Origin of the sequence: Pseudoalteromonas sp. Angola-4, assembly GCF_028599265.1 — a bacterium.
GTDB lineage: Bacteria > Pseudomonadota > Gammaproteobacteria > Enterobacterales > Alteromonadaceae > Pseudoalteromonas > Pseudoalteromonas atlantica.
The window spans coordinates 34,382-59,224 of record NZ_JAQREK010000007.1 but is presented as its reverse complement, the minus strand read 5'-3'; the positions used below and the strand labels follow the sequence as shown (position 1 = coordinate 59,224).

The window sequence follows — 24,843 nt, the reverse complement described above, 5'->3', positions numbered from 1 at the left end:
CGCTTTATATTGCTCATCTAATTAGGCATGTTAAAGTGAGTGCAGCTAACATAAGAACGTATTTCAAAGGTCATCCAGCCTCATGTTTAAAAAACTCCGTGGTATTTTTTCAAACGATCTATCGATCGACTTGGGTACAGCCAATACCCTTATCTATGTAAAAGAAGAAGGTATTGTACTTAACGAACCTTCAGTTGTAGCTATTCGTCAAGAACGCGCTGGTGGACCTAAAAGTGTTGCTTCTGTGGGTACAGAAGCAAAACAAATGCTAGGGCGTACACCGGGTAATATTAAAGCGATTCGCCCAATGAAAGATGGCGTAATAGCCGACTTTTATGTAACCGAAAAAATGTTACAACACTTTATAAAACAAGTGCACAACAATAACTTTATGCGCCCAAGCCCGCGTGTACTTATTTGTGTACCGTGTGGTGCAACCCAAGTAGAAAAGCGTGCTATCCGCGAATCAGCAATGGGTGCCGGCGCGCGCGAAGTGTACCTAATTGAAGAGCCAATGGCCGCAGCAATTGGTGCTGGGCTACCAGTATCAGAAGCAACTGGTTCTATGGTTGTTGATATTGGGGGTGGTACTACCGAAGTTGCTATTATTTCACTAAACGGTGTTGTTTACTCATCGTCTGTGCGTATCGGTGGCGATAAATTTGATGAAGCCATTATTAATTATGTACGCCGTAACTTTGGTAGCCTAATTGGTGAAGCAACGGCTGAAAATATTAAACATCAAATTGGCTCTGCTTTTAAAACTGACGAACCAATTGAAATTGAAGTACGCGGTCGTAACTTAGCCGAAGGTGTTCCTCGCTCATTTACACTTAACTCGCACGAAATTTTAGAAGCACTCCAAGAGCCGCTAATGGGCATTGTAAGTGCCGTAATGGTTGCACTTGAACAGTCTCCACCTGAGCTTGCATCAGATATTTCAGCTCACGGTATGGTTCTGACTGGCGGTGGTGCACTATTAAAAGATTTAGATCGTTTATTAATGGAAGAAACAGGCATTCCTGTGGTTGTTGCCGATGATCCACTTACGTGTGTAGCACGTGGCGGCGGTAAAGCACTTGAAATGATTGATGTTCATGGTGGTGACGTTTTTAGTTACGATTAATGAAATTACTGTTTGGACAAACCATCTCTTTGCAACTGCGACTTTTTGTCGCAGTGCTTTTGAGCATAGTGCTCATTGCGGGCGATAAGTTTACACAAGGCGGCACGGTTGTACGTACGAGCCTTAATACACTTGTCAGCCCATTAATTTACGTTGCCAACCTACCTTACGAAATATTTAGCTTAGGTGCTAAAAGCCTGCATACCCGCGATCAGTTACTGAGTGAAAACGAAGCGCTGAAAAAAAAGCAAATGCTACAAAGCGAGCAATTGCAGCAATACCAATTTTTAGCCCGCGAAAACCAAAAGCTACGCGCTTTACTTGGCTCATCGGCTAAGCAATCTAATCGTAAAAAAATAGCCCAAGTACTTTCTGTACATTCAAACCCTTATAGTCATCAAGTGGTTATTAACCGCGGTACCACCGACGGCCTAAGCGAAGGCCAAGCCGTAATTGATGAAATGGGGGTTGTTGGCCAATTAACAAAAGTAGGCTCTACCACGTCGCGCGTGCTACTAATGACCGACACAACTCATGCTACGCCGGTACGTATACTACGAAACGACGTACGCACGGTAGTTGAAGGCATAGGTAAAATTAACGTTGTTAAGCTTTCGCATGTACCTCATAGCCTTGATGTTCGCATTGGTGATGTACTCGTGACCTCGGGGCTTGGCGGTACGTTTCCTGAAGGTTATCCGGTGGCCGTTGTCACCGAAATAAACCGCGATGAAGGACGCCCGTTTGCCCAAGTATTTGCAGAGCCTATTGCACAGCTAGACCGTATTCGTTTGTTAGTTATTTTATGGCGCAATCAACAGGAGCAAATCAGCGATGATTAATCGTTATTCATTGTTAATTGCCCTAAGCATCTTTTTTGCTTTAATTATGGCATTAATGCCACTGCCTTTTTCGTTTGAGCCCTTCAGGCCTGATTGGGTATTACTGGTATTAATGTACTGGTCACTGGCAGTGCCGCATAGATTAAATATTGGTACCGCGTGGGTTGTTGGCCTACTCATGGACTTAGCCTTAGGCTCGCCATTAGGGGTTAACTCACTCACGTATTCTATTTGTATATTTGTGACCGCAAGTAACTTTCAAAAAATACGTAACTTTTCGCTTTGGCAGCAAAGCTTATTAGTGGGCTTATTTTTAACCTTGTATCACTTAATGCAATTTTGGTTAAATCACTTTTTATTAGGTGTTTATTTTAATCCACAATACCTGTGGCCAGTGGCGACCGGTATGGTCAGCTGGTTTTGGGTCTTTTTACTTCTTCGCAAATACCGTAGACATTTTAGGATCAGGTAATGACAACCGCAGTATATTTGGCATCAGCCTCCCCGCGACGTAAAGAGTTGTTGAGTCAGTTAGGCATTGAGTTTGAACAGTTCAGTGTAGATGCAGATGAAACCCCACTTGCAAACGAGCAGCCTCATGCATTGGTTGAGCGCTTAGCCCGCTTAAAAGCGCAAACAGGCGTAGCGCTTGGTTACACAGACCGCCCAGTGCTTGGTAGCGATACTGTGGTTGTTATTGATAACGAATCGTTGGGTAAACCACGCGATAAAAACGATTTCATAACAACACTTAAACGTTTATCTGGTAATACACATCAAGTACTTACTGCCGTTGCTTTTGCTACACAAACAGATGTACTAAGTTGTGTGGTGAGTACCGATGTGACCTTTAAAACCCTCAGCGATGAAGAAATAAATAGCTATTGGGAGTCAAACGAGCCACAAGATAAAGCCGGTGGTTATGGCATTCAAGGCTTAGGTGGTCGCTTTGTTACACACATTGCGGGTAGCTATTTTGCTGTTGTAGGCTTACCTTTATACGAGACCGAACAATTATTACAAGCATTCTTAAGAAGGTAACATGAGTATAGAATTACTAATAAATGTCACGCCAAGTGAAAGCCGTGTTGCCCTAATCGAAAACGGTGTATTACAAGAAATTCAACTAGAGCGAATAGGCAACCTAGGTATTGTAGGCAATATTTACTTAGGAAAAATAAGCCGTGTACTGCCAGGCATGCAAGCTGCTTTTGTTGATATAGGCCTAGAAAAAGCCGCTTTTTTACATGCATCAGACATAGTCAATAGCGCCTCAATAGTTGAGGGTGTAGACGACGAGCCGATCAAAAAAGTACAAGACATACGTGAGCTAGTACGCCAAGGCCAATACATTATGGTGCAAGTGGTTAAAGACCCACTAGGCACTAAAGGAGCTAGGCTTACTACCGATATCACTATTCCTTCGCGCTATTTAGTGTTTATGCCAGACGCTACGCATGTAGGCGTTAGTCAGCGTATTGAAACCGAAGAAGAACGTGCGCGACTTAAAAAAATAGTGGCAGAATACGGCGACGATAATGGCAGTTTTATTGTTCGTACAGCGGCAGAGGGCGCCAGTGAAGCGGAGCTAAGACACGATGCTGAATTTTTACGAAAACTGTGGCAAAAAATTGTATCACGTCGTAAAAAAACCAATAAAGCCAGTATATTACACGAAGACTTAACGCTTGCATTTAGAACCCTGCGCGACTACGTAGGTGAAGATATGGAGCGTATTAGGGTTGACTCTAAGCTAACCTATCAAGAGCTAAAGCTGTTTACTGAAGAGTTTGTGCCTTTGCTTTCGCAAGCACTTGAGTACTACCCAGGTGAGCGCCCAATTTTTGACTTATTTGACGTTGAAACCGAAATTCAAAAAGCATTGCATCGTAAAGTCACACTTAAGTCGGGCGGTTATTTAATTATCGACCAAACCGAAGCGATGACCACCGTTGATGTGAATACTGGCGCCTTTGTAGGGCATCGTAATTTAGAAGAAACCATTTTTAATACCAATGTGGAAGCCACATCAGCCATTGCTAGGCAGCTACGCCTGCGTAACCTAGGCGGTATTATTATTATCGATTTTATCGATATGATCAGCGAAGATCATAAACGCAGAGTATTACATTCTCTAGAGTCAGCACTATCTAAAGACCGTGCAAAAGCCAACATAAACGGCTTAAGCGCATTAGGCTTAGTAGAAATGACCCGTAAGCGCACCCGCGAAAGCCTTGAGCATATTTTGTGTGATGTATGTCCGGCTTGCTCTGGACGTGGTTCACAAAAAACAGTCGAAACCGTATGCTATGAAATACTGCGCGAAATAGTGCGCGTTAATCGTGCCTACGATGCCGATAAATTCATGGTGTATGCGGCACCTGCAGTAAGTGAAGCCTTACTCAATGATGAGTATCATAACCTTGCCGAACTTGAACTATTTATTGGTAAGCAGGTCAATATTCAAACAGAGAGCCTATACAGCCAAGAGCAGTTTGATGTGGTAATGATGTAATGAAAACGAAAGCGGTCTGTTTTTTTTGTTTTAGAAAGTTATGGCAAACCTGCGCCATAATTTTAGTATTACTGGCCGTGATTGTTTCTATTTTAAAGTACACCCTACCTTATGCAAACGACTACAAAGGCGATATAGAAACCTACCTGCATGATAAATTTGCCATTAGTCTTTCTATAGGCGCAATCTCTGCCAGTTGGCATGGCGCCGGCCCAGCCTTGGTATTAGAAGATCTCTCTTTTAAGGATAACGAAACTGCGCCTATATCGCTCACTATTGCCAAAACAAGCCTAGAGCTTAACCTATGGGAGAGCATTAAATCCTTTCAGTTAAAGTCTAATTACTTTGTTATTAATGGCTTTCATACCAGTGTAAATATTCAAAATTTATTTAATAACACCAATAACGATGATGTCTCGTTTGAACAAAAAGAGTTAATTGAAGAGCTGTTTTTGGGAGATACTGGGCATTTTGCTATCGAAAATTCGAGTATTAATTTCATTTTAGAAGATGGTAGAGAGCGCAAGCTATTACTCGAAAACATAGTATGGCAAAACCAAGAAGAACAGCAATTAGGAAGCGGCAGCCTCGCCTTGCCCGGCATTAGTGTGGGTAGCTTTGACGCTCGTATCGCACTTAGTGGCAAAACTATAGAGCAAATTGCGGGTGATATTTACGTTCAAGCAAATAGCGTAGATGTGTCTAATTGGTTGGCGCAATATATTAATACTGAAAAACAACAGCTTTACACAGACATAAACTTAAAGTCTTGGCTTAAGCTCGAAAATGGTTTTATCAGCGATGTAAAAATGCAGTGGTTACCTAGCTTTGTGCACTGGCAAAACAACCAACAAGCTAAACAAGTAAGCTTAAGCGAAGGGGGATTTCATTTATTTCCTGAGGCAAACGCTTGGCACTTAAAAAGCACGGGCCTAACATTTAGTAATAATGACACAACCTGGCCAAGTCTAGAATTTGAGGCAAACTTAGGTAAGCAAAATAAAGTGTGGCTGCAGCAGGTTGATCTTTCTTTACTGAGTAACTTGGCGTCGTTAACTAACTTTGAAGCATTACAGCCACTTTTAAACCGCAAACCAAGTGGTTTTATCGATCAAGCCTACCTAGAACTTAATCCAGATGAGCAATGGCAGTTATGGTTTTCAGCTAATAATATTGGCTGGCAAGAAGTGTCTGGTATTCCTGCAGCGCAGGCGCTTAGAGTCTCGGGGCTTATAAATCAGCAGCGCGGGCGAGTGCAGCTATTTGGCGAAAACGGGACTTTAATAACCGGCGACAGCTTCAGTAAAAATATTGATTACAACCAAATTAATATCGATCTGGATTTAGCAAAAACAGATAATTACTGGAATGTAAGCAGTAATAATATTTGGTTTGATAATAACGAAGTTACCTTAGCGGCTGAGTTAAATGTAAGCCTTAGCGACGATCCTCGCTTAGATCTATACGCAGAAGCCTATGCAGAGGATGCCACAGTAGCTGGGCACTACTTTCCGTTAAAGGCGATGAGCCCTCAACTTGTAAGCTACTTAAATGGCGCAATAAAAGGGGGCGAAGTAGCTAAGGCGCAAGTATTATTTGCAGGCCCGCTTTCAGGTTTTCCTTTCACCGATGGCAGCGGCCAATTTGATGTACTCGCGCAAATAGATAATGCAACATACGCGTTTGACCCCAATTGGCCGGCAGTAACTAACGCCAATGTGCAGTTGCACTTTGCCAACGAGCGAATGGATATTTATAGCCAGCAAGGCCAGTTAGTTAATTTAGAAGTAGGCGATAGCGTGCAAGTGAGTATTGCCGATTTAATGCACGCTGATGAACTCATTGTACAAATAGATAAACGCGCGCAAATGGAAAAACTGCATGACTTTTTTGCAGCCACCCCGATTGCAAACCCACTGGCCAATATTTTTGAAGTGGTGCAAGGTAAAGGTCAAGCCGATGCAAGCGTAACTCTTTTGATTGGCTCTAAATTTAAAGGTGGAGCCAGTGTAAACGGCAAAGTAAAACTAAACGATTTGCCTGTTTATATTGCAGCCCCAGGCATTGCGCTTGAAAAACTAAGCGGCGAGCTCAGCTTTGAAAACGATACAATTAGCATGCAAAACGCCAGCGCTACATGGTTGGGTATGCCGCTTAGCATTAACTATAATAGTGCAAGCGAAGCACAGCAGTACACCGCTAATATTGATATAACGGCGTTACTAAATGCAGATACACTAACAACCCAGGCGCAAGGTGTACTGAAAGGGTACCTGAGTGGGCAAAGTGAAGTTGATATAGGCCTTGCACTTAATTTTACTGAGCAAGGCTTTAATTACCGCGCTCAGGTTAGCTCTGAGCTACGTGGCTTGACGAGCACGCTACCAGCGCCCTATGGCAAAACAAGTGAACAGGTTTGGCCGTTAACGGGCATAGTGCAAGGCGATGATATTTCAAATCTTATTACGGCTAATGCTAATCAGCAGCTATATTTTAATGCGATTTTAGAAAACGGTCAGCCGCAATTTAGTAATATGCATATTGTACTTGGTGAGCAAGATTTAGGGCTAAATCAAAAAGATTTAAGCGTTAATATTAACCTTGAAAAAACGCAACTAGAAGCATGGTTTGAATTAATAGACCAAATAATTAAAGCCGCTCAAGCTAAGCCAGACCAGCAGTCTGAGGGTATTATGCCGCCATTAAATGAAGTGGTTGCGCATATTGATAAGGTTAATGCTAGCGACATTATTTTTAACGATTTTGAAATGCGCTTAGCGCCCCAGCAAAACGACTTATATTTAAAGCTTAATGCCAAAGAGCTGCGTGCTGACGTGTTTATTCCCAGCTCTCAGCCAAGCCAGCCGATACGTATAAATAGCGATTACTTAAGACTTAACTTTGCACCTAAAGTAGAAGAAGATCTTGAGATCACCGATGTACTGCCAGAGCAAAACCTAGCGTGGCTTAACACAGTACCAGCCATTGAATTTGAATGTGCAGATTGTAAAGTGGCAAGTTATCAGCTTGATAAAGTGAGCGCTTCGCTGGTCGGTGAAGGCGACAAGCTTACTATTTCTGAGCTTGTGGTTGATAAGGGCGACCATATTTTACGTACCAAAGGGCAATGGCAAGGTGGCTTTACGCAATTTAATGGTGAACTTAAAAGTGACGATATAGGCGCGCTATTTGATGAATTTGATATCACCACCGCTATAAAAGACTCAAAAGCCGATATTAACTACAACCTTGCTTGGCGAGGCGCCCCGTATGACTTTGATATACCTAGTTTGGGCGGTGAAGTTAAGTGGGATTTAGGCGAAGGCCACATTGCTGAAATAAGTGATGGTGGGGCACGTGTATTTTCGCTACTTAGCCTTGACTCGCTAGTGCGTAAATTAAAACTCGATTTTAGAGATGTATTTTCAAAAGGCTTTTTTTATAACAGCTTAAAAGGCTCTATGCAGCTAGATAAAGGTATAGCCTACACAAAAGATACCAAAATGGATGGCGTGCCAGCCGATTTAACGATTAACGGCTATGCTAATTTAAACACCCTTGAAATAGATTACGATTTAGCTGTGGCACCACAAGTAACATCTAGTATTCCGGTTATTGTGGCTTGGATGGTTAATCCCGTCACAGGGCTTGCCGCTTTAGCGCTTGATAAGGTTATTCACTCAGCAAGGGTGATCTCCGAAATTAACTTTAAAGTAACCGGCAAAATGAATGACCCTGTGGTACAAGAGCTTGAGCGTAAAAGTAAAGAAGTTACCTTACCGCAAGCTGCGCAAAATCAGCCGCAAGCGGCCAGTACACTCACACTTAAAGATGCCGCGGTAACAGCAACACAATGAGTACGCTAAACGCCAATATAATTGCTTTGCAAATGTGCTCAGGCACCAACCCCGACGAAAACATGGCAACCCTTGGCGAGGCGTTAAATAAACTCCCCGCAGCCAGGCCAATGCTTGTATGTTTACCCGAGGCGTTTTTAGTATTTAGTAAAAGTGGCCATGATACGCTAGCGGTTGCTAAACGTATTACTCACTACAAGCAGCAATTAAGTGCATTGTGTAAAAAGCATAATATTTGGTTAAATGCGGGCACCATCCCTGAGCCACACAAAAATAATAAATACTTTGCGGCCTCGCACTTATTTAATAGCCAAGGTGAATGCGTAGCCACGTATAATAAAATGCATTTATTTGATGTTGATGTGGCCGATAAAACCGCCAGCTATCGAGAGTCAGACTTTACTCAGGCAGGCGATGATGTGGTGGTTGTTGCTACACCGTTTGGTAAAATTGGCTTAACAGTATGTTATGATTTGCGCTTTAGCGGATTATTTAGCGCACTTACGCGCCAAGGGGCTGAAATAATTTTAGTGCCCAGTGCTTTTACACTCCCTACAGGGCAAGCACATTGGCAACCCTTATTAAAAGCACGCGCAATAGAAACGCAATGTTACGTTATTGCAGCGGCGCAGTATGGAACGCATCAAAATGGCCGCCAAACATACGGCCACAGTATTATTATTTCACCATGGGGCGAGCAAATAGCAACGCTTGAAAGTGGGGTAGGGTTTATAAGCGGTTACGCCGACCTAAACCAGTTAAATAAAATTAGAAGAGATATGCCCGTGCAATCTCATCAACGATTTAGAGAGCATTTATTATGAATTCGGTTGAACAGCATTTATTACACGACAGCCAGCTAAATCGAGAAGAACTCGAAAAAACGCTTGGGTATATTCATCAGCATAAAGTGGATTACGCCGATTTATACTTTCAATCAAGCCATCATGAGTCTTGGGTGCTTGAAGACGGCTTAGTAAAAGAAGGCTCGTACAATGTTGAGCGCGGAGTAGGTGTGCGTGCCGTTAGTGGTGAAAAAACAGGGTTTTCTTACTCTGATGCCATTAACCTTGAAGCGTTAAATAAAGCCGCAACGGCAGCTCGTAGCATTGCCGATGCAGGCGAAGATAAAACCATTAAAGTATTTAGCGATGTGAAAGCAAAAGAGCAATTTGCCCCGCATCAACCAATATCAAGCATGAGTGACAGCGATAAAGTGAGTTTATTGCGTGAGCTTGAAAACTACATACGCGAACTCGCCCCTGATGCTGAGCAAGTAATTAGTTCAATGTCGGCTGTATACGAAGAGGTATTAATTGCTGCCAGCGATGGCACGTTTGCTACCGATATACGCCCGCTTATTCGTTTAAACTGCTCCGTTTTACTTGAAAAAAATGGCCGCCGTGAGCGCGGTGGTGCAGGGGGCGGCGCACGCTTAGATTATGGTTACTTTAAAGAACTAGTTGAAGGCAAGCCGCGCTGGATGGGCTTTGCCGAAGAAGCAGTACGCCAAGCTAAAGTAAACCTAGAGGCAATTGATGCCCCGGCTGGCACAATGGAAGTTGTGTTAGGCAATGGCTGGCCTGGCGTGTTGCTACACGAAGCGGTAGGCCATGGCCTTGAAGGCGACTTTAACCGTAAAGGGGCTTCGGCATTTAGCGGTAAAGTGGGACAGAAAGTAGCGTCTGAGCTGTGTACAGTAGTTGATGATGGCACCATGGCCGATCGCCGTGGTTCACTTAACGTTGACGATGAAGGCACACCTGCAGCTTATAATGTACTTATCGAAAACGGTATTTTAAAAGGTTACATGCAAGATAAGCTCAATGCGCGTTTAATGGGTGTAAACCCAACGGGTAATGCACGTCGTGAGTCGTATGCGCATTTACCTATGCCGCGTATGACCAACACCTACATGTTAGGGGGCGAGCATAGCCAAGCTGATATTATAAGCTCAGTTAAAAAAGGGGTATTTGCACCAAACTTTGGTGGCGGCCAAGTAGATATTACTTCAGGTAAGTTTGTATTTAGCGCATCAGAGGCGTATTTAATTGAAAACGGTAAAATTACCCAGCCAATTAAAGGTGCAACACTGATTGGCAATGGCCCAGAGGTGATGCAGCATATCTCTATGGTAGGCAACGATTTAGCCCTTGATAAAGGCGTAGGTGTCTGCGGTAAAGATGGCCAAAGCGTTCCTGTAGGGGTAGGTCAACCAAGCCTTAAAATAGACCAACTTACAGTAGGTGGCACCGCATAAAACAATAAAGCACGAAGCAATTCGCGCTTTATAGGTTACCAATGCGAGGTTTACGCCTCGCTTTGCTCTTCTTTGTTCTTCTTCGCCTGTTCGTACCACAAAGCCATAAAACACTCAGTTAATTTATGCTCTATTTCAAGCGCTTTGTTGGTTGGGCAAAATAGCGTAAAGCTTGCTTTAAACTCTCCAAGCTCTGTAGTGCCAAAGTGAATAACCGGTGCCGGACCTGAAATTTTGGCATCGAGTTTACGCTCTATCATCGAATTATAACGTGTTGCTACATCGTGAAACTCTTCGCAGTATAGTTTTGCCTGATTGACTAATTTGTCATGAATAACATAAGGGTTAAAGCTCTCTCTGCGTACAATAGTAAAATGATGAGTAACAAAGCGCTTTACATAATTAAGGTTTTTAATTGAGCTGGTGATCAGCTTATTATTTGGTATATAAATTGTTTTGCGCGAAAACTGATAAGTGTGCATGTCTATTTCATGCATGGTGGTTTTTACCCAGTCTGTTTCGGCTACTTCGCCAAAATAGTCACCTACTTGTATCCAATCACCTACTCTAAATGGGCGGGTGGTAACTAGGTAAAAAAAGCCTATAACGCATTGTATAAACTCGCGAGTTGCAAGCACTATAGCCACTGCAAACGCAGCAATAGACAGCGCAAAATTTTGTATTTCGGTCGACCACACAAATAGCAGCGACAACACCATAACAAAATTAATAAAGTGCTTAATGTTATGAGTGATGTAACGAATGTCTTTTTCTTTTTTTTCAGCGCGGTTTCTTGCTAGTTTATCAACCAGTACTTTAAGCACAAATGCAATGGCAAGCACGAGCACAGAAACTAAAAAAGGGTGCATGAGTATGTCTTTAATCATAACTTCCAAATACGAGTAGCAATAGGCACGCTAAGTATATTGAGTAATCAAACCAATTAGCAAATTTAAGCTACATAAAATCACTTATACCAATTGTGTTAAGACATGAGCCATTTATAGCAATAGGTGAATAGCGTTAAAACCCTATTAGCGCTTTATTTTGCACGCTAGAATGGCTACTACTTAATTAAACCGGTATTACTTAGCAGCTAGGCTGTTTGCTCTGTAATAGAGACCTGCGTGTGTTTAACGTGTTTTTGGCAAAACAATACAAGCTCAATGGCAGCGATAAAAATAAGCGTGTAACCCAAGGTTTCTATGCCTTCCTCAATAATATTTTTAACGACCCGAACGTATTGTTCTCCCATAACTGAGTGCCAAAACTCGCCTTTGCCCATCATTCTTGAAAAAGCGAGTAAGGTCACTAAGCCAGATAGGCAAATACCATAGCTCGGTGTTTGCGCATAGGCTTTTAACGAGCTGTAAATAAAGCCTCGTTGGGCTTTTAAGTAAAGTAGTACGCTCGCTAATAGCGTATATACAATTGCTTGCCATGCGCCATCAAATACATACATATCTAGATAGGTGTCAAATTCTCTAACAAACATAGCAGCTGTCAATGCAGCCAGTAACAGTGCGGCTATTTTAAGATCAGAGTGAATACGTGAGGCGTAGAAAAACAGCATACAACTTAAAAAGGTTAAAATATCTTGCATGTGTTCGGTTAGTGTTTCTTCACTGTAAAGTGCATTTTGCTGTAAATCAAAACCTTCAAGCTGAATTAAAAAAGCCACACCTGCTAAGCATAATAAGTAAATAAAAGATCGCAGTAAAAACATATAAAAGCTCAAATAGAAAACAATGCGCGGCAGTTTAATTATAAAAATAGCTAAAAGCCAAAACATTATAGAAACTTTTTATAAATTTATCTGTCTAAGTTTTTTGCTGTTAAATTAATGGGTTATGTTTTTGTATTATGTATTTATGATGTGTTTTTTGTAATAAGTTGAGTTAATTAGTTGTGCTGTATAGGGTTAAATGCGTTAAGCATAAAAAAGCCCTTACTAAAACATAGTAAGGGCTTTTAACGTTATAAGCAGAATTTGCTTAGCGCATCGTCACAAACTCTTCTGAGCCTGTAGGGTGCAGTGCAACAACAGCATCAAAATCAGCTTTAGTTGCGCCCATTTTCATAGCAACCGCAAAGCCTTGAATCATTTCATCAACGGCAAAACCAATGCCGTGTAAGCCAACTACTTTTTCTTCAGGGCCTACGCATACAAGCTTCATTGCACACGGTTGGCGGTGTTGTGTAACGGCTGTGTACATAGCGGCAAAGCCCGACTTGTACACTTTTACGTTTTCTTCGCCGTGGCGAGCAATAGCTTCTTGCTCGGTTTCACCAATAGTACCAATAGGTGGGTGGCTAAATACCACAGTAGGTACAAGGCTGTAATCCATTTTTAAATCATCAGGTAGGTCTTTATTAAATAAACGCTCTGATAGGGTGCGACCGGCTTTAACAGCGACAGGCGTAAGTTCTATACCGTGCTCAATAATATCGCCCACAGCATAAATACCAGGTACGTTTGTATTTTGATATTCATCTACTTTTACATAACCAGAGCTATTTAGTTCAACCCCTGCTGCTGCAATGTTAATTACATCGGTGCTTGGCTCGCGGCCAATAGCCCAAATTACTTGGTCAACATTTTGGCTGTAACCATTTTCAAAATGAATGGTTAAGCTACCATCGCTTTCTTTAACAATTTCTTTAGGCGAGCATTCGGTATGCAGTGTTGGGCCTTCTTTTTTCATGATCTCTACCAAGGTTTCAACCAGTAGCGTATCAAAATTACGAAGCGGCGCGTGTCTGCGTACAAATAAATGAGTTTCTGTGCCTAAACCATGTAGTACACCGGCAAGTTCTACAGCAATGTAACCTGCGCCAATTACCGCTACTCGCTTTGGCTGCTCTGTTAATTCAAAAAAGCCATTTGAGTCTATACCGTACTCAGCACCTGGAATATTAGGAGTATGCGGACGTCCACCTACTGCAATTAAAATATGATCGGCCGTGTAATGCTCACCGTTTACTTCTACGGTTTTGCTATCAACAAATTTAGCAAAACCATTAATTACGGTTACGCCATTGTTCGCTAAACCGTTGTCGTATCCTTTGTGAATGCGACCAATGTACGCTTCGCGGCTCTCAACGAGTTTGCTCCAGTTAAAGTCTTTTACTTCTACGTTAAAGCCGTAATCAGGTGCATATAAGTTAATTGCTTCAGCAACTTGTGCGCCATGCCACATTACTTTTTTAGGCACACAGCCTACATTAACACAGGTGCCGCCCATGTGTTTTGCTTCGATAAGCGCTACTTTAGCGCCACGCATTGCCGCACGGTTAGCAGAGGCAATACCGCCACTACCACCACCAATCGCAATGTAATCAAAATGCTGAGCCATGTTTTATCCTCAAAAAATATATTTAACTATAATGTGCCGATGATAGCATATGCTAAGTGCAAGTCACCCAGCGCGGCGCGCTAAAAAGCTGATAAATACAACAAACGAAATTGTTTATTATGCCGATCAGTTTCATCCTAAGCTATATTAGACCCATTAATGGAGGCTTGTATTTCACCGTTTTGCCCCAACTTCAAATTCATAGTCAATTAAATTGAGAAAATTCATGAGCGAAGCACAAACAAATCCACTCATTGGCCTAGAAGGCTTACCCCCGTTTTCAAAAATAAAGCCAGAGTACGTAGTACCGGCACTAAAGCACGGTATAGAGCAATGTCGTAAAGCCATAGATGACGTGTTAGCGAAAGGCTCGTTTACATGGAACGATTTAGTATTACCCCTTGAAGAAGCCGACGATAAACTCTCGCGTATGTTTTCACCGGTATCGCACCTTAATTCAGTCATGAATAACGACGAGCTGCGTGAAGCCTACGAGCAATGTTTACCACTTATATCTGAGTACTCAACATTTGTCGGGCAGCATCAAGGCTTGTACGAAGCGTATAATGCGCTTTATAACAGCGATGAATTTAAAACACTCAGCACTGCGCAGCAAAAAACCATCACCAACGCCCTACGTGATTTTAAACTTTCAGGCATTGCATTATCAGCAGAAGATCAAAAGCGCTACGGCGAAATTAGCACGCGTTTATCTGAACTAACCTCTAAATTTGGCAACAACGTAATGGATGCAACGCTTGCATGGCATAAACACATTACCGATGAAAGCCAATTGGCAGGCTTGCCAGAGTCGGCATTAGCGCTTGCTAGCGAAACAGCTAAAAGCAAAGGTTTAGACGGCTGGGTATTTACGCTTGATTTTCCGTCTTACTTACCGGTAATGACCTATGCAGATGACCGCGAACTGCGAAAAGAAACCTACACAGCATTTTGTACGCGCGCTTCAGATCAAGGCCCCAATGCGGGTGAGTTTGATAACTCAGCCATTATGAAAGAAGAGCTTGCACTACGCCATGAGCTATCGCAGCTGTTAGGGTTTAATAACTACGCTGAAAAATCATTAGCAACTAAAATGGCTGAGTCGCCAGCGCAAGTTTTCTCATTTTTAGAAGACTTAGCCGCTAAGTCTAAGCCTCAAGCAGAGCAAGAAGTGGCAGAGCTAAAAGCCTATGCTGAGCAACACCATGGTATTACTGAGCTTCAAGCATGGGATTTTGGTTACTACAGCGAAAAGCTCAAGCAAGAAAAATACGCAATTTCAGATGAAGTACTGCGCCCTTATTTCCCTGCAGATAAAGTACTTAGCGGTTTATTTGAAACCGTTAGCCGCCTTTTTGGTATTAAGGTAAAAGAAGTAAGCGACTTTGATAGCTACCACAGCGATGTTCGCTTTTTTGAAATTTTTGATAGCAGTAACACATTGCGTGGTCGTTTTTATCTTGATTTATATGCACGCGAGCGCAAACGTGGCGGCGCGTGGATGGATGACTGTATGGGGCGTAAAGTGCGCGCCAGCGGCGAATTACAAACACCCGTGGCATACTTAGTGTGTAACTTTAATAAAGCGGTAGGCGACAAACCGGCGCTATTTACACATGACGAAGTAACCACGCTTTTCCACGAATTTGGCCATGGTATACACCACATGCTTACCCAAGTTGATGCTGCTCCTGTTGCTGGTATTAACGGCGTTGCATGGGATGCCGTAGAGCTACCAAGCCAATTTTTAGAAAACTGGTGTTACGATGAAGAAGCGCTGAGCTTTATTTCAGGCCACTTTGAAAGTGGTGAGCCATTACCAAAAGAGCTACTTGATAAGCTACTGGCCGCTAAAAACTATAATTCTGGCATGCAAATGCTGCGTCAGATTGAATTTTCATTGTTCGATTTTAGAATCCACCACGACTACCAGGCAAACCAAGAGTGCCAAATTCAAGCGATTTTAAACGACGTACGTAGCCGCACGTCGGTGGTTAACCCGCCTGAGTTTAATCGTTTTCAACATGGCTTTAGTCATATTTTTGCAGGTGGCTACAGCGCCGGTTACTACTCGTACAAATGGGCTGAGGTACTCTCTGCCGATGCATTTTCTAAATTTGAAGAAGACGGTATTTTTAACGCCGAAACAGGTAAAGCCTTCTTAGAAAATATTTTAGAAAAAGGCGGCAGTGAAGAACCTATGGAGTTATTTAAAAAGTTCCGTGGTCGCGAGCCAAATGTTGATGCGCTACTGCGTCACAGTGGTATAGCTGCATAAACAACTACTTAACCTTATAAAGCGCCTATATGGCGCTTTTTTTATGTTTTTTAATATATTGGTCAATTGTTTTTAGTAATTTTAACCTCCCGTACTATGCTTTGTGTATACGCAGCAAAATGGACTAGGGCATGGCAAAGTTGGTACTAACGATTGATGACGATTTGTATGTTCATCGAATTATTGAAGAGGCTTTAGCAGGCTTTTGTAAGCTTATTCACGCTAAAGATGGCGAACAAGGACTTAAGCTAGCCAAAAAGCACACGCCCGACATAATTTTACTTGATATAGAAATGCCCGGTAAATCCGGCTACCAAGTATGCCAAGCACTAAAAGAAGATGAGTCAACACACGATATACCCGTTATGTTTTTGTCCTCTAAGGTGGAGCTTAACGATAGAGTAAAAGGCTACAGCGTAGGCGCATCTGACTACATCATAAAACCCTTCAACACCGAAGAGCTAATGGCACGCATTAAAGTGCTTTACGAGTACCGGCAGCAATGTGAAAAGCTAAAATTTGATGTAGCTAAAGCGCAAGATACCGCCGCAATGGCCTTGGCAGAGTCTGGGGATATGGGGCGTATTGTTAGGTTTGTGGGGCAAAGCTATCACTCTCATAACTTTCAGTCGTTAAGCGAGCACTTGCTTGCCTTTTTTAGCCCGTTTAATTTAGACGTGGTTATTGTGTTTTGGTATCAAGGGGGGAGCTATTTTTATAGTTTAGAAAGTGGTGTATGTCCGCTCGAGCAGGAGCTTTTAGAGCAGCACCGTAATGCCAATCGGTTTGTGGATATTGGTAGCAGCACCATTATTAACTACCCCAAAATATCTTTATTAATTAAAAATATGCCGGCTGATAATCGTGCTTTATACGGCCGTTATAAAGACTTATTCCCGCACATACTCGAAGTGACAAACGAAAAGGTCGTTGCTATGGAAAGAAACGAAAATAGCTTTGAACAAGCCACCCAAATTAGCACTGCTTTGCAAGATATAGTAAAGCAGCTTACCAGCCAAAATGTTGTACAAAACGACTACACAAGGCAGTTTATAGAGCAGCTTCATGAACTTAACTGTGCAATTAAGCAAACACAAGCACACGCCAATCCAGCTGATTTAACTTTATATATGTCGCAATTAGACGAAACTATGCAACTGCTAGTAACCGCAAACAGTGATTTAGCGTTTATAAAGTACCAGCTTAAACAAGTGACCGAGAGCCGCAACGAATTATTGTGCAACTTACGCTCTAAAGTAGAGGAGGCCAGCTCACATAGTCTTGCGCATCAAAGCGATATAGAGCTATTTTAGTGCTTTAACGCTTGTTATACTGCAGCTGAAATTTTTCGTCGGAGTGTGTAGTGGTTATTCAGTGTGCTTTTAAAGAGTGTCGCCCATATTTAAATGAGCTAGAAACGCGTTTTAACTTAGCCCAATGGGCGCAAAGTTGTAGCGGTTTTACTCTGCATTACGACGATAAAGGCCTTAGCCTTTTAAAAAGCGATGAGCCTAAACTTGGCGCAATAAACGTAGACTTTGTAACAGGTGCAGTTGCTCACAGGCGTAAGTTTGGCGGTGGCAAAGGCCAATCAATCGCAAAAGCGGTAGGGTTAAATAAAGGCGCAACCCCTGTTGTACTTGATGCTACTGCCGGGCTTGGCCGAGATGGCTTTGTGCTAGCGTCACTTGGCTGTAAGGTTATACTGCATGAGCGCCACCCTGTGGTAGCGGCTTTATTGTTTGATGGCTTAAAACGCGCTTACGAAGATGCAGAGATTGGTTCATGGATGCAGCAAAATATGAGCTTAGTGTTTGGCTCAAGCCACACGTTATTAGAGCAGTGCGAGAGCATGCCCGATGTAGTGTATTTAGATCCTATGTTTCCACACCGAGAGAAATCAGCGTTAGTTAAAAAAGAAATGCGCGTATTTCAGGCATTAGTAGGCGCAGATACCGACGCCGATGACTTACTTGAATTCGCCTACCCACTTGCCAGTAAGCGTGTGGTAGTTAAACGCCCCGATTACGCCCCATTTTTAAACAACCAAACCCCCAGCATGCAAATTAAAACAAAAAAGAACCGTTTTGATGTGTATGTAAAAGCGGCCATGGTTTAACGGCATTTAGCGTGTTGATCGGCTTTAAGGATCTAGTGTCGCTGCAACCATAGTCTGCTTGCAGCGACATCTAGGATCTTAGCGCGCTTTTATGTTAGAATTCGCACAATTTTTTGGCATAGTAAAGTAGCACAGCAATGATCTTAGATGATATTCGCATCGTTTTAGTTAATACCTCACACTCTGGCAACATTGGTTCGGCGGCTCGCGCCATGAAAACCATGGGTTTATCAAAACTGTATTTAGTGGACCCTGCTTGTGAAGTAGACAGCCATGCAAGCGCCTTAGCAGCCGGTGCAACCGATGTTTTAGGCAATGCGGTTATTGTTGACACTGTGGCTGATGCCATTGCCGATTGTGCATTAACTATTGGTACGAGTGCTCGTTCACGCACGCTGTCTTGGCCTATGGTTGAGCCACGTGAGTGCGGTGAAAAGCTAGTTGCTGAGGCTGTAAACGGCCCTGTAGCGCTTGTATTTGGCCGTGAAAACAGCGGATTAACTAACGAAGAACTACAGCTGTGTAATTACCATGTATGTATTCCTGCAAATCCACAGTACAGCTCGCTTAATTTAGCTATGGCGGTACAAACGCTAAGCTACGAAACGCGTATGGCGTTTTTAAATCAGCAGCCAAAGGCTGAGCAAGCAGACGATGAGACTGCTTACCCAAGCTCAAAACAAACAGAGTTATTTTACGAGCATTTAGAAGAGACGCTCGATAACACTGGTTTTATTATTAAGCAGCATCCAGGTTTAGTAATGACCAAGCTACGCCGTTTGTTTAACCGTGCACGCCCAGAAGAGGCAGAGCTAAACATATTGCGCGGTATTCTTACCTCAATTAATAAATCTATTCCTAAGTAAGGTATAGCGATTGGTTATAAAAACCTGCGGGTAAATAACGAGCTAATACTTGACTAAAACACTCAAGTAATTACAATACACCTAATACTTGACCAAAAAGGTCAGGTATTAAAAATTTGTTAATAGAACAGTGTTCTTTAATCAAATTTTTATCAAGTGATAATACTTGACTATTTTACTCTGGTAATTAAAATTTGCACTCTTTTGTGCGGGGGGCGTTATGAAGTTAACATCAAAAGGCAGATATGCCGTAACAGCTATGCTGGATGTTGCACTACATGCGAGTGTAGGTCCTGTTGCCCTTGCTGATATTTCACAAAGACAAGAAATTTCTTTGTCTTACCTTGAGCAATTATTTGCCCGTTTACGTAAAAATGGCTTAGTGAGCTCGGTTCGTGGTCCTGGTGGCGGTTATTTGCTAGGACGAGAAGCCGCGGTTATCTCTGTTGGCGATGTAATTAGCGCCGTAGACGAATCGGTAGATGCAACACGTTGCCAAGGTGCCGATACCGGGTGTCAAAGCGGTATGCGTTGTTTAACTCACAACCTATGGTCTGATTTAAGCGCACGTATCGAAGAGTTTTTAAATAATATTACCTTAGCTGAATTGGTGGAAAAATCAGATGTGAAAGAAATCGCATCTCGCCAAGATAACAGCATCAATAATGCAATTAAGCAGTTGGAAAACATTCAAGTAAGCTGTCAACTATAAAAGTTGACCTGCAGCGGAGAGAGAAATGAAGTTACCGATTTATTTAGATTACGCAGCGACCACGCCTGTTGACGAGCGTGTTGCAAAAGAAATGATGCAATGCCTGACAATGGACGGTAATTTTGGTAATCCTGCGTCACGTTCGCACCGTTTTGGTTGGCAAGCTGAAGAAGTAGTTGACCAAGCGCGTACAGACATTGCCGATTTAATTAATGCCGACCCGCGTGAAATTGTTTTCACATCGGGCGCAACAGAATCAAATAACCTTGCAATTAAAGGTGCAGCGCAGTTTTACAAAAAGAAAGGTAAGCACGTTATTACCGCTAAAACTGAGCACAAAGCAGTAATCGATACGTGTCGTGAACTTGAGCGCCAAGGCTTTGAAGTAACCTACATGGACGTTGAAGAAAACGGCCTGTTAGATCTTAAAAAGCTTGAAGAAACTATGCGTGACGACACTATTCTTGTCAGCATTATGCACGTTAATAACGAGCTAGGTGTAATTCAAGATATCAATACTATTGGTGAAATGTGTCGCGAACGTAAAATTATGTTCCACGTAGATGCAGCACAAAGCGCAGGTAAAGTATTAATCGACGTACAACAGCTTAAAGTTGATTTTATGTCGTTCTCAGGCCACAAAGTATATGGCCCTAAAGGTGTTGGCGCACTTTACGTTCGTCGTAAACCACGTGCTCGCCTAGAAGCGCAAATGCACGGTGGCGGCCATGAACGTGGTATGCGTTCAGGTACACTTGCAACTCATCAGCTAGTAGGTATGGGTGCAGCATTTAGAATTGCTAAGCAAGATTTTGAAAAAGATCACGCACACATCAGCGCATTACGTAAACGCCTAATTGACGGCATTATGGCTGATATGGACGAAGTATACTTTAACGGCGCACAAGACCAATCAGTACCAGGTATTGTAAACATCAGCTTTAACTTTGTTGAAGGTGAGTCGTTACTTATGGCAGTAAAAGACATAGCGGTATCATCAGGGTCTGCGTGTACATCAGCAAGCTTAGAGCCTTCATATGTACTACGCGCACTCGGCCGTAATGACGAACTAGCACACAGCTCAATTCGTTTTAGTATTGGCCGTTTTACTACCGAAGAAGAAATTGATTACACCGTTGAATTAATGAAAAACTCTATCGGTCGCCTACGCGAGATGTCTCCTTTATGGGAAATGCATCAAGAAGGTGTTGATTTAGATTCAGTTGAATGGGCTCACCACTAATACGAGTGAGCACCTACCGTAGCAGGTAATGAGGATAGAATTATGGCTTATAGTGATAAAGTAATCGACCACGTAGAAAACCCACGTAACGTTGGTGTTTTAGACAAAAATGATCCGTCAGTGGCAACGGGTATGGTTGGCGCACCAGCATGTGGTGACGTAATGAAATTGCAAATTAAAGTATCGTCTGAAGGCGTTATTGAAGATGCAAAATTTAAAACATACGGTTGCGGCAGTGCAATTGCTTCATCATCACTTGTAACAGAGTGGGTGAAAGGCAAAACACTAGACGAAGCATCAACTATTAAAAACACAGATATCAGTGCAGAGCTTGAATTACCACCAGTGAAAATTCACTGTTCAATTTTAGCTGAAGATGCAATTCAAGCAGCAATTGCTGATTACAAAAGCAAACAAGCGAAGTAAGAGAAATTCATGGCAGTGACATTGACAGATGCGGCAGCAAACCGCGTACAATCATTTTTAGCAAACCGCGGTAAAGGTTTAGGCCTGCGCGTTGGCATTAAAACGACGGGCTGTTCAGGTCTTGCTTATGTACTCGAGTTTGTTGATGAGCTTAACGAAGACGATGAAACCTTTAAAGCTAAAGGCGTTACCTTAATTGTTGACGCTAAAAGCTTGGTTTACATCGACGGCACTGAGCTTGACTACACCAAAGAAGGCTTAAATGAAGGGTTTAAATTTAATAACCCTAACCAAGCTGACGAGTGTGGTTGTGGCGAAAGCTTTACTGTTTAAGCTCAGCTACCTTTGTAGTATTTTTAAGCCCTGCCAGTAATTGTAGGGCTTTGTTATTTGTGAAATTTGTATTTCTAAATTTTATTGGTTGAAGCTATGCGTTACTTTGAGTTATTTGCAATACCAGTTGATTACAACATTGACTTGGCAACAATAAATAAGCATTACCTAGAGCTGCAGCGCGCAGTGCATCCCGATCGCCACGCTAATGCGAGCAGCCGTGATAAGTTAATGGCCGTACAAAGTACCGCTGAAATTAACGATGCGCTACAAACGCTAAAACACCCAGTAAAACGAGCTGAATATATGCTCAGCGAACTAGGTGTTGATATTCGAGCTGAGCAACAAACACTGCAAGATCCAATGTTCTTAATGCAGCAAATGGAACTGCGTGAGGAGCTTGAAGAGCTCGCTTCAGCAAGTAATCCTGAGGCCGCTATCGCCAATTTTGAATCACAAATAAAGCAATTAAAAATCCAATACAGTAATGAACTTGCCGAGCAACTTGCAAGTAACGACGAGGCGCAATATCAACAAGCTGCTGACAACATTCGCAAATTAAAGTTTGTATATAAATTAGAAGACGAACTTGAGCGTATTGAAGACAGTTTATTTGACGATTAATTACTTGCTGTAAAGCGAGCAACACGAGTTTAAAGAGCATTATGGCATTATTGCAAATTGCTGAGCCGGGGCAGAGCGCGGCACCACATGAACACAAATTAGCAATAGGTATTGACCTAGGTACCACTAATTCATTGGTTGCAACGGTACAAAGTGGCGAAGCCCGCACATTAACAGATGACCTTGGTGCAGCCATGTTGCCATCGGTTGTGCGTTACCAAGCTGGCGGCATCACGGTAGGGACCGATGCTGCACAAGCTGCAACACAAGACCCAGCCAATACCCTTATTTCAGTTAAGCGTTTTTTAGGTAAAACCCAAGCCGAAATAGAGCAAAGCTACGGCCAATTACCGTACCAGTTTTGTGAAGATAACGGCTCACTTGCCATTCAAACCGATGCCGGAAAAATCAGCCCTGTTAAAGCCTCTAGCCATATTTTAGCGGCTCTAAAAGCGCGTGCAGAGCAAAGCTTTGGTAATCAAGACATTTTAGGAGCAGTAATTACTGTGCCTGCGTACTTTGATGACGCACAGCGCCAAAGCACTAAAGATGCAGCCGAACTTGCTGGCATTAACGTATTACGTTTATTAAACGAGCCAACCGCTGCGGCAGTCGCTTACGGGTTAGACTCGGGTCAAGAAGGTATTATTGCTGTTTACGATTTAGGCGGCGGCACTTTTGATATTTCTATACTTCGCTTACACCAAGGTGTGTTTGAAGTAATGGCAACTGGCGGTGATTCAAGCTTAGGTGGCGATGATTTCGATTCGCTATTAGTCGATTACTTTAAGCAGCAAACAGGTGTGTCATCATTATCACCCTCAGTTTTACGTTTATTCATCAATAAAGCAAAAGCGTGTAAAGAAGCGCTAAGCCAGTACGCAAAAGTAAATGTAGTGCTTGAATTTGACGAGCAAAAACACACCGTAGAAGTGACACGCGAAACCTTTGACGAGCTGGCTATGCCACTTGTTAAAAAAACACTTCGTTCGTGTCGTCGTGCAGTAAAAGATGCCGGCATCGAAAACGAAGAAGTGCTGCAAGTTGTAATGGTAGGCGGTTCAACTCGCATGCCACTGGTTCGCAGCCAAGTTGAAGGCTTTTTTGAAAAAGAGCCGCTAACATCAATCGACCCGGATCGTGTTGTTGCACTAGGTGCAGCATTACAAGCTGATGTATTAGTAGGTAACAAGCCCGATTCTGACATGTTATTACTTGATGTATTGCCACTGTCACTTGGCCTTGAAACGATGGGTGGGTTAGTTGAAAAAATAATTCCGCGTAATACCACTATTCCTGTTGCTCGTGCGCAAGAATTTACTACCTTTAAAGACGGCCAAACGGCAATGTCTTTACATGTGCTACAAGGTGAGCGCGAACTGGTTGACGATTGCCGCTCGCTGGCTAAATTTAGCTTAAAAGGCATACCCGCTATGGCAGCAGGCGCTGCACATATTCGAGTTACCTTTAAAGTGGATGCCGATGGCTTGTTAAGTGTATCAGCAATGGAAAAATCAACGGGTGTGCAAGCTGAAATCCAAGTTAAACCATCGTTTGGCTTATCTGATGACCAAGTAGCTAACATGCTTAAAGAGTCAATGAGCAACGCTAAAGACGACATGCAGGCACGTATGCTTAAAGAGCAACAAGTAGAGGCGCTACGTGTTATAGAAGCACTAGAGGCGTCACTTGCTAGCGACGGTGACTTGCTCGACGATATTCAACTTGCTAATTTAAAAGCTGAAATAAGCGAGCTTGCTAAAGTGCGCGAAACCGCGCAGCAACCAAGTGAAATTAAAGCCGCAATTGAAAAAGTAGATAACGCTAGCAGCGATTTTGCCTCGCGCAGAATGGATGCATCAATTAAAAAGGCCCTTACAGGGCAGTCAGTAGACAACGTTTAAAGAGGTTAGAATGCCACAAATTATTTTTCTTCCCCATCCGGAATTATGTCCTGACGGTGCAGCACTTGAAGCGCCTGCGGGCGAAACAGTCCTTGATGTGGCCCTTAAAAACGGCATTAGCATTCCACACGCATGTGAAAAATCGTGTGCATGTACTACATGCCATTTAGTGATCCGCGAAGGCTTTGACTCACTAGATGAAAGCGATGAGCTAGAAGACGACATGCTAGATAAAGCATGGGGCTTAGAGTCAGAATCTCGCTTAGGATGCCAAGCAGTTATTAGAGATGAAGACTTAGTAGTTGAAATACCTAAGTACAATCTCAATATCGTTAATGAAGAGCACTAGTTTTTAATTAACGAGAATTTTTTAAAAGCCGCT

Annotated in this window: 22 protein-coding genes; 19 read left to right on the top strand and 3 right to left on the bottom strand. The window is 42.7% G+C overall.

What is annotated here, in order from left to right; genetic code table 11:
* Positions 1-82 precede the first annotated feature (82 nt).
* The 8 genes from PSH48_RS10315 to tldD are packed head-to-tail and all read left to right on the top strand — an operon-like array spanning position 83 to position 10,600.
* Complete coding sequence (locus PSH48_RS10315) at positions 83-1,126, top strand: rod shape-determining protein (protein ID WP_002958401.1); 1,044 nt, start codon at positions 83-85, stop codon at positions 1,124-1,126.
* Entirely contained in the window at positions 1,126-1,968 is an 843-nt protein-coding gene (mreC, locus tag PSH48_RS10310) for a rod shape-determining protein MreC (RefSeq protein ID WP_024032490.1), read from the top strand. The genes PSH48_RS10315 and mreC overlap by 1 nt, the downstream gene beginning before the upstream one ends.
* Positions 1,961-2,440: a rod shape-determining protein MreD gene (gene mreD, locus PSH48_RS10305; protein WP_004585757.1), complete on the top strand. Its 480-nt coding sequence runs from the start codon at positions 1,961-1,963 to the stop codon at positions 2,438-2,440. The genes mreC and mreD overlap by 8 nt, the downstream gene beginning before the upstream one ends.
* Positions 2,440-3,009: a Maf family protein gene (locus PSH48_RS10300; protein ID WP_024032489.1), complete on the top strand. Its 570-nt coding sequence runs from the start codon at positions 2,440-2,442 to the stop codon at positions 3,007-3,009. The genes mreD and PSH48_RS10300 overlap by 1 nt, the downstream gene beginning before the upstream one ends.
* 1 nt (position 3,010) lies before the next feature.
* Positions 3,011-4,483: a ribonuclease G gene (gene rng, locus PSH48_RS10295; protein ID WP_273611509.1), complete on the top strand. Its 1,473-nt coding sequence runs from the start codon at positions 3,011-3,013 to the stop codon at positions 4,481-4,483.
* Positions 4,483-8,340: a YhdP family protein gene (locus tag PSH48_RS10290; protein ID WP_273611508.1), complete on the top strand. Its 3,858-nt coding sequence runs from the start codon at positions 4,483-4,485 to the stop codon at positions 8,338-8,340. The genes rng and PSH48_RS10290 overlap by 1 nt, the downstream gene beginning before the upstream one ends.
* On the top strand, positions 8,337-9,164 hold the full coding sequence (locus PSH48_RS10285; RefSeq protein ID WP_264390152.1) for a carbon-nitrogen hydrolase family protein: 828 nt from the start codon (positions 8,337-8,339) through the stop codon (positions 9,162-9,164). The genes PSH48_RS10290 and PSH48_RS10285 overlap by 4 nt, the downstream gene beginning before the upstream one ends.
* On the top strand, positions 9,161-10,600 hold the full coding sequence (tldD, locus tag PSH48_RS10280; protein ID WP_024032486.1) for a metalloprotease TldD: 1,440 nt from the start codon (positions 9,161-9,163) through the stop codon (positions 10,598-10,600). Before PSH48_RS10285 ends, tldD begins: the two co-directional genes overlap by 4 nt.
* Before the next feature lie 50 nt (positions 10,601-10,650).
* On the opposite strand, the gene PSH48_RS10275 is transcribed toward tldD, so the two are convergent.
* From PSH48_RS10275 to gorA, 3 genes are all read right to left on the bottom strand, one after another.
* Positions 10,651-11,487 (bottom strand): mechanosensitive ion channel family protein, encoded by an 837-nt coding sequence (locus tag PSH48_RS10275; protein ID WP_273611507.1) that lies wholly within the window; start codon positions 11,485-11,487, stop codon positions 10,651-10,653.
* Between the two features lie 209 nt (positions 11,488-11,696).
* Positions 11,697-12,281, bottom strand: a complete 585-nt coding sequence (locus tag PSH48_RS10270; protein ID WP_273611506.1) for a hypothetical protein — start codon at positions 12,279-12,281, stop codon at positions 11,697-11,699.
* Between the two features lie 313 nt (positions 12,282-12,594).
* Positions 12,595-13,956, bottom strand: coding sequence for a glutathione-disulfide reductase (gene gorA / locus PSH48_RS10265; RefSeq protein ID WP_055254577.1), 1,362 nt, complete (start codon positions 13,954-13,956; stop codon positions 12,595-12,597).
* Between the two features lie 226 nt (positions 13,957-14,182).
* Between gorA and prlC the strand changes: the two genes are divergently transcribed.
* The 11 genes from prlC (at position 14,183) to fdx (ending at position 24,810) form a co-directional block, all read left to right on the top strand.
* Complete coding sequence (prlC, locus tag PSH48_RS10260; RefSeq protein ID WP_273611505.1) at positions 14,183-16,234, top strand: oligopeptidase A; 2,052 nt, start codon at positions 14,183-14,185, stop codon at positions 16,232-16,234.
* 131 nt (positions 16,235-16,365) lie between these two features.
* On the top strand, positions 16,366-17,547 hold the full coding sequence (locus PSH48_RS10255) for a response regulator (RefSeq protein ID WP_055254574.1): 1,182 nt from the start codon (positions 16,366-16,368) through the stop codon (positions 17,545-17,547).
* Positions 17,548-17,597: 50 nt separating this feature from the next.
* A complete protein-coding gene (locus PSH48_RS10250) occupies positions 17,598-18,353 on the top strand; it encodes a class I SAM-dependent methyltransferase (RefSeq protein ID WP_004585768.1) in 756 nt (251 codons plus the stop codon).
* Positions 18,354-18,490: 137 nt separating this feature from the next.
* Positions 18,491-19,219 carry a tRNA (cytosine(32)/uridine(32)-2'-O)-methyltransferase TrmJ gene (gene trmJ, locus PSH48_RS10245; protein WP_054982876.1) on the top strand — a complete coding sequence of 243 codons (729 nt, stop codon included), beginning with the start codon at positions 18,491-18,493 and terminating at the stop codon, positions 19,217-19,219.
* Positions 19,220-19,439: 220 nt separating this feature from the next.
* Positions 19,440-19,931, top strand: coding sequence for a Fe-S cluster assembly transcriptional regulator IscR (gene iscR, locus PSH48_RS10240; protein WP_004585770.1), 492 nt, complete (start codon positions 19,440-19,442; stop codon positions 19,929-19,931).
* Between the two features lie 25 nt (positions 19,932-19,956).
* Complete coding sequence (locus PSH48_RS10235) at positions 19,957-21,174, top strand: IscS subfamily cysteine desulfurase (RefSeq protein ID WP_004585771.1); 1,218 nt, start codon at positions 19,957-19,959, stop codon at positions 21,172-21,174.
* Between the two features lie 42 nt (positions 21,175-21,216).
* The gene (iscU, locus tag PSH48_RS10230; protein WP_004585772.1) at positions 21,217-21,600 is read left to right on the top strand and encodes a Fe-S cluster assembly scaffold IscU; all 384 of its coding nucleotides are present in this window, start codon (positions 21,217-21,219) and stop codon (positions 21,598-21,600) included.
* A gap of 9 nt (positions 21,601-21,609) precedes the next feature.
* Positions 21,610-21,933 carry an iron-sulfur cluster assembly protein IscA gene (iscA, locus tag PSH48_RS10225; RefSeq protein ID WP_004585773.1) on the top strand — a complete coding sequence of 108 codons (324 nt, stop codon included), beginning with the start codon at positions 21,610-21,612 and terminating at the stop codon, positions 21,931-21,933.
* 96 nt (positions 21,934-22,029) lie between these two features.
* Positions 22,030-22,557: a co-chaperone HscB gene (gene hscB / locus PSH48_RS10220; protein WP_004585774.1), complete on the top strand. Its 528-nt coding sequence runs from the start codon at positions 22,030-22,032 to the stop codon at positions 22,555-22,557.
* Between the two features lie 41 nt (positions 22,558-22,598).
* Positions 22,599-24,461, top strand: a complete 1,863-nt coding sequence (gene hscA, locus PSH48_RS10215) for a Fe-S protein assembly chaperone HscA (RefSeq protein WP_273611504.1) — start codon at positions 22,599-22,601, stop codon at positions 24,459-24,461.
* A 10-nt stretch (positions 24,462-24,471) separates the two neighbouring features.
* Positions 24,472-24,810, top strand: coding sequence for an ISC system 2Fe-2S type ferredoxin (gene fdx, locus PSH48_RS10210; RefSeq protein ID WP_004585776.1), 339 nt, complete (start codon positions 24,472-24,474; stop codon positions 24,808-24,810).
* Positions 24,811-24,843: the final 33 nt, after the last annotated feature.